Genomic DNA, 7055 nt, shown 5'->3' with positions numbered 1-7055 from the left:
AAGAATTTGCGCATCAAGGCTTGATGCCAGTAGCCATCAAAAAGCTCGCTGCCGGGAGCAGCGAGCTATCTGATCGAGCAGTCTCTTACTCCTGAACCACACGCACCATGCGTTGTGGCGAAGGGATATCGATACCAGCAGCTTTCAGGCGATCACGGGCCTCGATATTGAAGAGCGAACTCACATCGCCCATATCGCCGGTCTTGGTCCATACCCGCAACGACAGGGTAATGGCGTTTTCGCCCAGCGCCGCAACCACAGCCTGGGGTGCAGGATCCTGAAGGACACGCGGGTCCTGAGCCATCTCCAACAGAACCTCAAGGGCTTTACGCAGGTCGGCATCGGGGCTCACACCGATATCGAACACAATCTTGCGGGTCGGCTGACGGTTGGTATTGGTGATGATGCCGTTGGACAGATTGCCGTTGGGCATAATCACCGTGCGGTTGTCGCCAGTGCGCAGCACGGTATGGAAAATCTGGATACTGTCGACAGTACCCGCCACACCCTGAGCTTCGATCCAGTCACCGATACGGAACGGGCGGAACAGCAGAATCAGCACGCCACCCGCGAAATTCGCCAGACTGCCCTGCAAGGCCAGACCAATGGCCAGACCCGCAGCACCGATGGCTGCGACGAACGATGTGGTTTCCACACCTATCATCGACGCAACGCTCACCACCAGCAGAATCTTGAGGATGATGTTCGCCAGGCTGCTGACAAAACCCTGCAATGCCAGGTCGGCATTACGCAGTGCCAGCAATGCACCCAGCTTGCCGGTCAATCGGTTGATCAACCACCAGCCAATACACAGTGTTACCAGCGCAAGCAGCACACGGCTGCCGTATTGCATGATCATCGGAATCCAGCTTTGTGAAACCTTCCACAGCTGATCGACTTCTGCGCTCAAATCCATCTTGTTTCTCCTGCCTGTCACTGACCAATCTTGAAAGGACTGCCGGAAACAATCATTTCAGCGTCTACTACAGGGGTGTTCGGACATGCCCGGGAATCAAGGGTTCCCGGGCGCTCGAAACACTAGTCACGGAAGTTGTTGAATTGCAGCGGCATCCCCGAGTCGTATGTACGCAGTAAAGCAATGGCTTCTTGCAGGTCATCGCGCTTTTTACCCGTGACGCGCACTTGTTCACCCTGAATGGCGGCCTGCACTTTCAGTTTAGCGTCCTTGATATGGGCGACAATTTTCTTGGCCAACTCCTTGTCGATACCTTCCCTGAGTACCGCTTCCTGCTTCATCACCTTGCCCGAAGCATAAGCCTCCTTGACCTCAAGGCATTTCACGTCGATCTTGCGCTTGACCAGGGCAAGCTTGAGGATTTCGATCATCGCTTCAAGCTGGAACTCTGCCTCGGCGGTGAGCGTGACAGTCAGCTCCTTGAACTCGAAAGTGCCTTTGCCCTTGAGGTCATAGCGACGGTCCAGCTCTTTGATGGCGTTATCGACGGCATTAGTGACTTCGTGTTTATCCAATTCGGACACTACGTCGAACGATGGCATGTAATTTCTCCAGATAAACGGCGCGCCCGACAAAAGCGAACACGCGTGACTTGACGGTATGAAAGAACGCTCATTATAACGAGACTTTCCCGGCGTTCACTGCGAGCCTTTCATGTCGTCTTTCGATTTCATCGCTGCAAGGCCGTTCAATCTTGCGGACATGCACCTCTGATGGCCGCCCTCTGGCACATACTCGGCGCAGGCAGCCTTGGCAGTCTGTGGGCAGCACGGCTGGCCCGTGCAGGCGTGCCTGTGCGGCTGGTCCTGCGCAATAAAGCGCGGCTGCAAGCCTATCAGGCCAATGGCGGCTGTCTGACGCTGTTGGAAAACGGCGTTGCCAAGCCGGTCTTCATTCAGGCCCAGACCCTCGACAGCAACGAGCCCATCGAACGCCTGCTGGTAGCCTGCAAGGCCTATGATGCCGAACAGGCCGTGGCGCAGGTGGCTGCGCGCCTGCATGCCAATGCAGAAGTCGTCCTGCTGCAGAACGGCCTGGGCAGCCAGGATGCGGTGGCGGCACGTATTCCACATGCCCGCTGCATTTCTGCATCGAGCACCGAAGGCGCCTTTCGCGAATCGGACTGGCGCGTGGTATTCGCAGGCCACGGCTACACATGGTTGGGCGATGCCCGTGAACCGACGCCTCCCGCGTTCCTGCAAGATTTGCATGACAGCGGCATTGCCCACGAATGGACACCCGATATCCTGACGCGCCTGTGGCGCAAGCTGGCCTTGAACTGCGCCATCAACCCCCTGACTGTTCTGCATGATTGCCGCAACGGCGGCCTGCTGGAGCATCACTGCGAAGTGGCGACACTGTGTGTCGAACTCACGGACCTGCTGGAGCGTTGCGGCCAGCCTGCTGCGGCAAGAGACCTGCACACTGAAGTGCAACGGGTGATCCAGGCTACAGCGGCCAATTACTCATCGATGTATCAGGACGTGGCCAATGGCCGACGCACAGAAATCAGCTACTTGCTCGGTTACGCCTGCGCAGCAGCCTTTCGTCATCAATGTCCCGTGCCTCACTTGCAGCAGTTGCAGGTGCGCCTGAGCAGCCATCTCGCAAGCAAGGGTTTGCGTACCGACTAGCTCACGCTACCCTGCTGCTTCATCCTTCGCGTGTGATCCGCCCCATGCCATTGCGCCAGCGCCTAGAAAACCTGCCCGTGGGCCAGAAACTGCTGGCAGCCCTGCTGGTCCTGCTGACCACAGTGCTACTGGTCGCCAACCTGACCTTTATCAGCGCCGCTTACTACATCTCTCAGGAAGCCATGGCACCGCAGGCCCTGCAGACCATCGGACGCCTGATCAGCAGCCCCAATCTCAACGAACAAGCCTTGAGCTCACCGATCAATGCCAACGCCTTGCTCAAGGAACTCAAGAGCTACGGGCCGTTGCGTGCCGCAGCGCTCTACGACAACGACGGCAATCGTCTGGCGCAGATGCAACAGGGCGAAGGGCTTCACCTTCCCGCCCATTACGGCGATATCGAAGGCTGGCGTCTGACAGAGTTTCGCAATACGCAAATCATCACAGTGCCCAAGGGTGATCAGGCACCGGGGCATTTGCTGCTGGTGGCCAGCAGCGAACTGCCGACGGCGTTCTATACCGGCACGCTGACTGCAAGCCTGGGCATTCTGGTGTTCAGTGTGCTGCTGTGGCTGGTCGTGGCCAGACAGATCCGGCGCCTGATTACCGAGCCCATCTATCAGCTCGAAGAGCTGTCGCGCCAGGTCACCCGCGAAGAAAACTATGCGCTGCGCGCAGGCCCAGGCAACGAAGACGAAATCGGTAAACTGGCCGAAGCCTTCAACACCATGTTGTCGCGCATCGAAGCCCGCGAGCAGCAACTCAAGCGCGCACGCGATGACTCGCAGGAAGCCTACGCCCAGGCTCAGGGCATGGCCGAGGAAACCCGCCACACCAATCGCAAGCTTGAGCTGGAGGTAAAGGTTCGCAGCAAGATCGAGAAAAAGCTCACCGGCTTTCAGAACTACCTCAACAGCATTATCGACTCGATGCCTTCGGCGATGATTGCTCTGGACGAGCAACTGTATGTCACCCAATGGAATCAGGAAGCCACCGCCCTGTCCGGCACGACCCTGGACGAAGCCCTCAACCAGCCGATTTTCATTGCCTTCGAACCGATGAGAGCGTTTCTGCCCGAGATCAAGCAGACGGTTGAGCAGCATAGCGTTACCAAGATCGAGCGCGTGACCTGGATCAAGAACGACGAACCTCGCAGCTATGCGCTGACCTTCTACCCGCTGACAGGCGATGCAGGCCGTGGCGTGGTGATACGTATCGACGACATCACCCAGCGTATTTCCCTTGAGGAAATGATGGTGCAATCGGAAAAGATGCTCTCCGTTGGCGGACTGGCAGCAGGCATGGCACACGAGATCAATAACCCGCTGGGTGCGATCCTGCATAACGTGCAGAACATCCGCCGTCGCCTCTCGCCGGAACTGCCGAAGAACATTGAGCAGGCCGAATCGGACGGCATCGACCTCAATACCGTGAATCATTACCTGACCAGTCGCGGCGTCCCGCAACTGCTGGACGGCATTCAGCAGGCCGGTGGACGTGCGGCCAAGATCGTCAGCCACATGCTCAACTTCAGCCGCCTGAGCAACCGTCAGTTGACCTCTTGCGAACTGCCCGCCCTGATCGATCAGGCGCTGGAAATCGCTGGCAACGACTTTGATCTGGCCATCGGTTTCGACTTCAAGGGCCAGCACATCATCCGCCAGTTCGACCCGGAACTGGGGCCTGTGCCTTGTATCCCCAACGAACTGGAACAGGTGCTGCTCAACCTGCTGAAGAACGCCGCGCAAGCCATTCACCAGCGCCCCGAAAACGAAGTCGAGCCGGGGCGCATCACCTTGCGCACACGCCTCAATCCGCCATGGGCCGAAATTCAGGTCGAAGACAACGGCATCGGCATGGCCGAAAACGTGCGCAAGCGTACTTTCGAGCCTTTTTTCACCACCAAGGAAATCGGCCAGGGCACTGGCCTGGGGCTGTCGGTGTCGTACTTCATCATCACCAACAACCACAAAGGCCAGATGGAAGTGCAATCGGCCATCGGCATGGGAACCTGCTTTACCCTGCGCCTGCCGCTGGTGGGCAACCAGGCAAATGTGCAGCAACAGGTCATTTCAAAGTTGTAATCAGGAGCCATACAGATGGGCTTTCGTTTGTCGAAGATTTACACACGCACCGGCGATGCCGGGGAAACCGGGCTGGGCGATGGCCGTCGAGTGCCCAAGGATCATCCGCGTGTCGAGGCCATCGGTGAAGTCGATACCCTCAACAGTCAGTTGGGACTGCTGCTGGCCAGGCTGAACGAGCAAGCGCAGCACATTCCTGCGCTCAATGAAGTGATCGAGGTGTTGAGCCCTTGTCAGCATCGCCTGTTCGACCTGGGCGGCGAACTGGCCATGCCGGCCTATCAGGCGCTGAATGCGGCTGAAGTCGAGCGACTGGAAGCCGCTATCGATGTGTGGAACGAGGAAGTCGGGCCACTGGAAAACTTCATCCTGCCCGGTGGCTCGATGCTGATCGCCCAGGCCCACGTCTGCCGCAGCCTGGCTCGCAGCGCCGAGCGACGCTGCCAGCACCTCAATGCACAGGAGCCGCTGACCGGTGTCGGACTGGCGTATATCAATCGGCTGTCGGACTTACTGTTCGTTGCCGCCCGCATCATTGCCAGGCGACAAGGGATTGCGGAAATTCTCTGGCAACCTGCTCCCAAGCCAGACAAGACCTGACCCGCAGGTGTAATGCCGATCATCTATCACTTGTGAGAGGAGCCTTGGCCGCGACGACCAGCTTGAGGGCAACACATTTTCAGCGCCTTCAACTGACTGTCGCGGCCAAGGCCCCTCCCACAGGTTGTGTTCACCATCAATCCAGCGAGAAGGCCGTTACGCTCCTGGCCAGAAGGCGCGGATTCCGGCTACGCCTTGTGCGCCGCTTTCCCAGGCGCGCTGACGCTCGTCGGGACCGACACCGCCCAGCAGGAATACCGGTTTGGTGAAGCCAGCGATCAGGCGGGAGGCTTCTTCCCAGCCCAGCGGCTGTGCGTCTGGATGCGTCTGGGTCGGCTGGACCGGTGAAAGGGTGACGAAATCCACGCCCATCTGCTCGGCCAGTGCCAGCTCTTCAGCGTTATGGCAGGAAGCTGCCAGCCAGCGATCTTCGGGGAATGGACGACCACGGCTGGCGTACTTGCGCAGTTGCTCTGCCGTCAGGTGCCATCCGGCGGACGGGAAATCACCCAGCCATTCCAGAGGTCCCTTGAGCATCAGTTGAGCCTTGCCTGCGCACAAACCCACTGCATCCACGGCCAAGTCGCGGTATTGCGGGTCATAGCCACCCGGCGCACGCAACTGGACCAGCTTGATGCCGCCTGCAATGGCTTTCTGCATGCCACGCAGCAGCTCGGAGGTTTCCAGACCTTCAGGCGTAATCAGGTACTCGCTGGGCAAACGTGCCGCCGCAACAATCGGTTTGTTGGCCGCAGGGAATTCGTAACCGGCCAGTTCGCGCTGGCTGGCCCAGACCAATGGCTGACCTTCGGCACCATGGGGCTCGCCGGTAAAGGCCGAGACTTCCCAGACATCCAGCAAGACCTGCTTGTCCGGGTAATCGTGCTGGATCTTGATCAGCGGACGCGCCGCAGTCACATCAATCCCCAGTTCTTCCTGCAGTTCACGGCTCAATGCGGCCTGGACAGCCTCCCCGGCTTCAACCTTGCCGCCGGGAAACTCCCATAAGCCGCCCTGATGCTGGTTATCTGCACGCTTGGCGATAAGAATCCTGCCGTCAGCGCCACGAATGACAGCGGCGGCCACATGAACACGTTTCACTCATCGGTCTCCTGCAAGGCAGCCTGTTGCCAGCTCTGGAAGGCAGGCCACTGGTAAAGGGTTTCAATATAGGCCAGCGCTTCGGCAGGCAAAGCTACGCGGTAGCCACGCAGACGAATGGCAACCGGCGCAAAGAAAGCATCGGCAATGCTCGGCTGGCCGAACAGGAACGGGCCGTTCTCGGCTGCCGCTGCACGGCATTCGCTCCACAGGGCAACGATACGGTCGATGTCCTGCTGCGTATCGACCGGAATGACTTCCAGCGCCTGATCGCGTTGCAGGTCCATGGGCATGTTGGAGCGCAGGCTCATGAAAGCACTGTGCATTTGCGCGCAGGCCGAACGGGCCTGGGCACGGGCGGCGGTATCACGTGGCCAGAGGTTGGCTTCGGGAAAACGCTCGTTCAGGTATTCGCAAATCGCCAGGGAATCAATGATGGTCCCGTGCTCGCATTGCAGCGCGGGAACCTTGCCGGTTGGCGAATATTCAAGAATCTGTTTGCGGGTGTCCGGCTTGTTCAGGCGAATCACCTGATCGGTGTAAGGCGCGCCGGTCATTGCCAGCACCAGCCAGGGGCGCAGCGACCAGGAGGAATAACGTTTGTCGCCGATGATGAGGTGCAGAGACATGTCGTTGGCTCCGGAATCAGATGGCTCAAGG

7 protein-coding genes are annotated in these 7055 nt (G+C 58.9%); 3 read left to right on the top strand and 4 right to left on the bottom strand.

From position 1 onward, the window contains the following. Positions 1-85 precede the first annotated feature (85 nt). Together K5D32_RS24250 and K5D32_RS24245 are read right to left on the bottom strand one after the other, a co-directional pair. Positions 86-916 carry a mechanosensitive ion channel family protein gene (locus tag K5D32_RS24250; protein WP_025261699.1) on the bottom strand — a complete coding sequence of 277 codons (831 nt, stop codon included), beginning with the start codon at positions 914-916 and terminating at the stop codon, positions 86-88. A 122-nt stretch (positions 917-1038) separates the two neighbouring features. After that, positions 1039-1518: a YajQ family cyclic di-GMP-binding protein gene (locus K5D32_RS24245; protein WP_025261700.1), complete on the bottom strand. Its 480-nt coding sequence runs from the start codon at positions 1516-1518 to the stop codon at positions 1039-1041. Between the two features lie 171 nt (positions 1519-1689). Here K5D32_RS24245 and K5D32_RS24240 point away from each other — a divergent pair, with 171 nt between their 5' ends. Genes K5D32_RS24240 through K5D32_RS24230 form a run of 3 tightly spaced genes read left to right on the top strand, consistent with a single transcriptional unit; the run spans position 1690 to position 5294 of the window. Then, entirely contained in the window at positions 1690-2610 is a 921-nt protein-coding gene (locus tag K5D32_RS24240; protein ID WP_221602101.1) for a putative 2-dehydropantoate 2-reductase, read from the top strand. Positions 2611-2654: 44 nt separating this feature from the next. Then, positions 2655-4694, top strand: a complete 2040-nt coding sequence (locus K5D32_RS24235; protein ID WP_221602099.1) for an ATP-binding protein — start codon at positions 2655-2657, stop codon at positions 4692-4694. Between the two features lie 15 nt (positions 4695-4709). Beyond that, positions 4710-5294 (top strand): cob(I)yrinic acid a,c-diamide adenosyltransferase, encoded by a 585-nt coding sequence (locus K5D32_RS24230; RefSeq protein ID WP_221602097.1) that lies wholly within the window; start codon positions 4710-4712, stop codon positions 5292-5294. A 156-nt stretch (positions 5295-5450) separates the two neighbouring features. On the opposite strand, the gene K5D32_RS24225 is transcribed toward K5D32_RS24230, so the two are convergent. Together K5D32_RS24225 and K5D32_RS24220 are read right to left on the bottom strand one after the other, a co-directional pair. Beyond that, complete coding sequence (locus K5D32_RS24225; protein ID WP_221602094.1) at positions 5451-6395, bottom strand: Nudix family hydrolase; 945 nt, start codon at positions 6393-6395, stop codon at positions 5451-5453. Beyond that, positions 6392-7024, bottom strand: coding sequence for a glutathione S-transferase family protein (locus tag K5D32_RS24220; RefSeq protein WP_221602092.1), 633 nt, complete (start codon positions 7022-7024; stop codon positions 6392-6394). The genes K5D32_RS24225 and K5D32_RS24220 overlap by 4 nt, the downstream gene beginning before the upstream one ends. Positions 7025-7055 lie beyond the last annotated feature (31 nt).

Origin of the sequence: Pseudomonas cichorii (assembly GCF_019719005.1) — a bacterium.
GTDB lineage: Bacteria > Pseudomonadota > Gammaproteobacteria > Pseudomonadales > Pseudomonadaceae > Aquipseudomonas > Aquipseudomonas cichorii_E.
This window is presented reverse-complemented; position numbering and strand designations above follow the sequence as displayed.

What these genes read in the sequence shown, in the direction of transcription:
- K5D32_RS24235 (WP_221602099.1), top strand. Translation starts at nt 2,655, where the DNA reads ATGCCATTGCGCCAGCGCCTAGAAAACCTGCCCGTGGGCCAGAAACTG.
- K5D32_RS24220 (WP_221602092.1), bottom strand. Translation starts at nt 7,024, where the DNA reads ATGTCTCTGCACCTCATCATCGGCGACAAACGTTATTCCTCCTGGTCG.
- K5D32_RS24250 (WP_025261699.1), bottom strand. Translation starts at nt 916, where the DNA reads ATGGATTTGAGCGCAGAAGTCGATCAGCTGTGGAAGGTTTCACAAAGC.
- K5D32_RS24230 (WP_221602097.1), top strand. Translation starts at nt 4,710, where the DNA reads ATGGGCTTTCGTTTGTCGAAGATTTACACACGCACCGGCGATGCCGGG.
- K5D32_RS24240 (WP_221602101.1), top strand. Translation starts at nt 1,690, where the DNA reads ATGGCCGCCCTCTGGCACATACTCGGCGCAGGCAGCCTTGGCAGTCTG.
- K5D32_RS24245 (WP_025261700.1), bottom strand. Translation starts at nt 1,518, where the DNA reads ATGCCATCGTTCGACGTAGTGTCCGAATTGGATAAACACGAAGTCACT.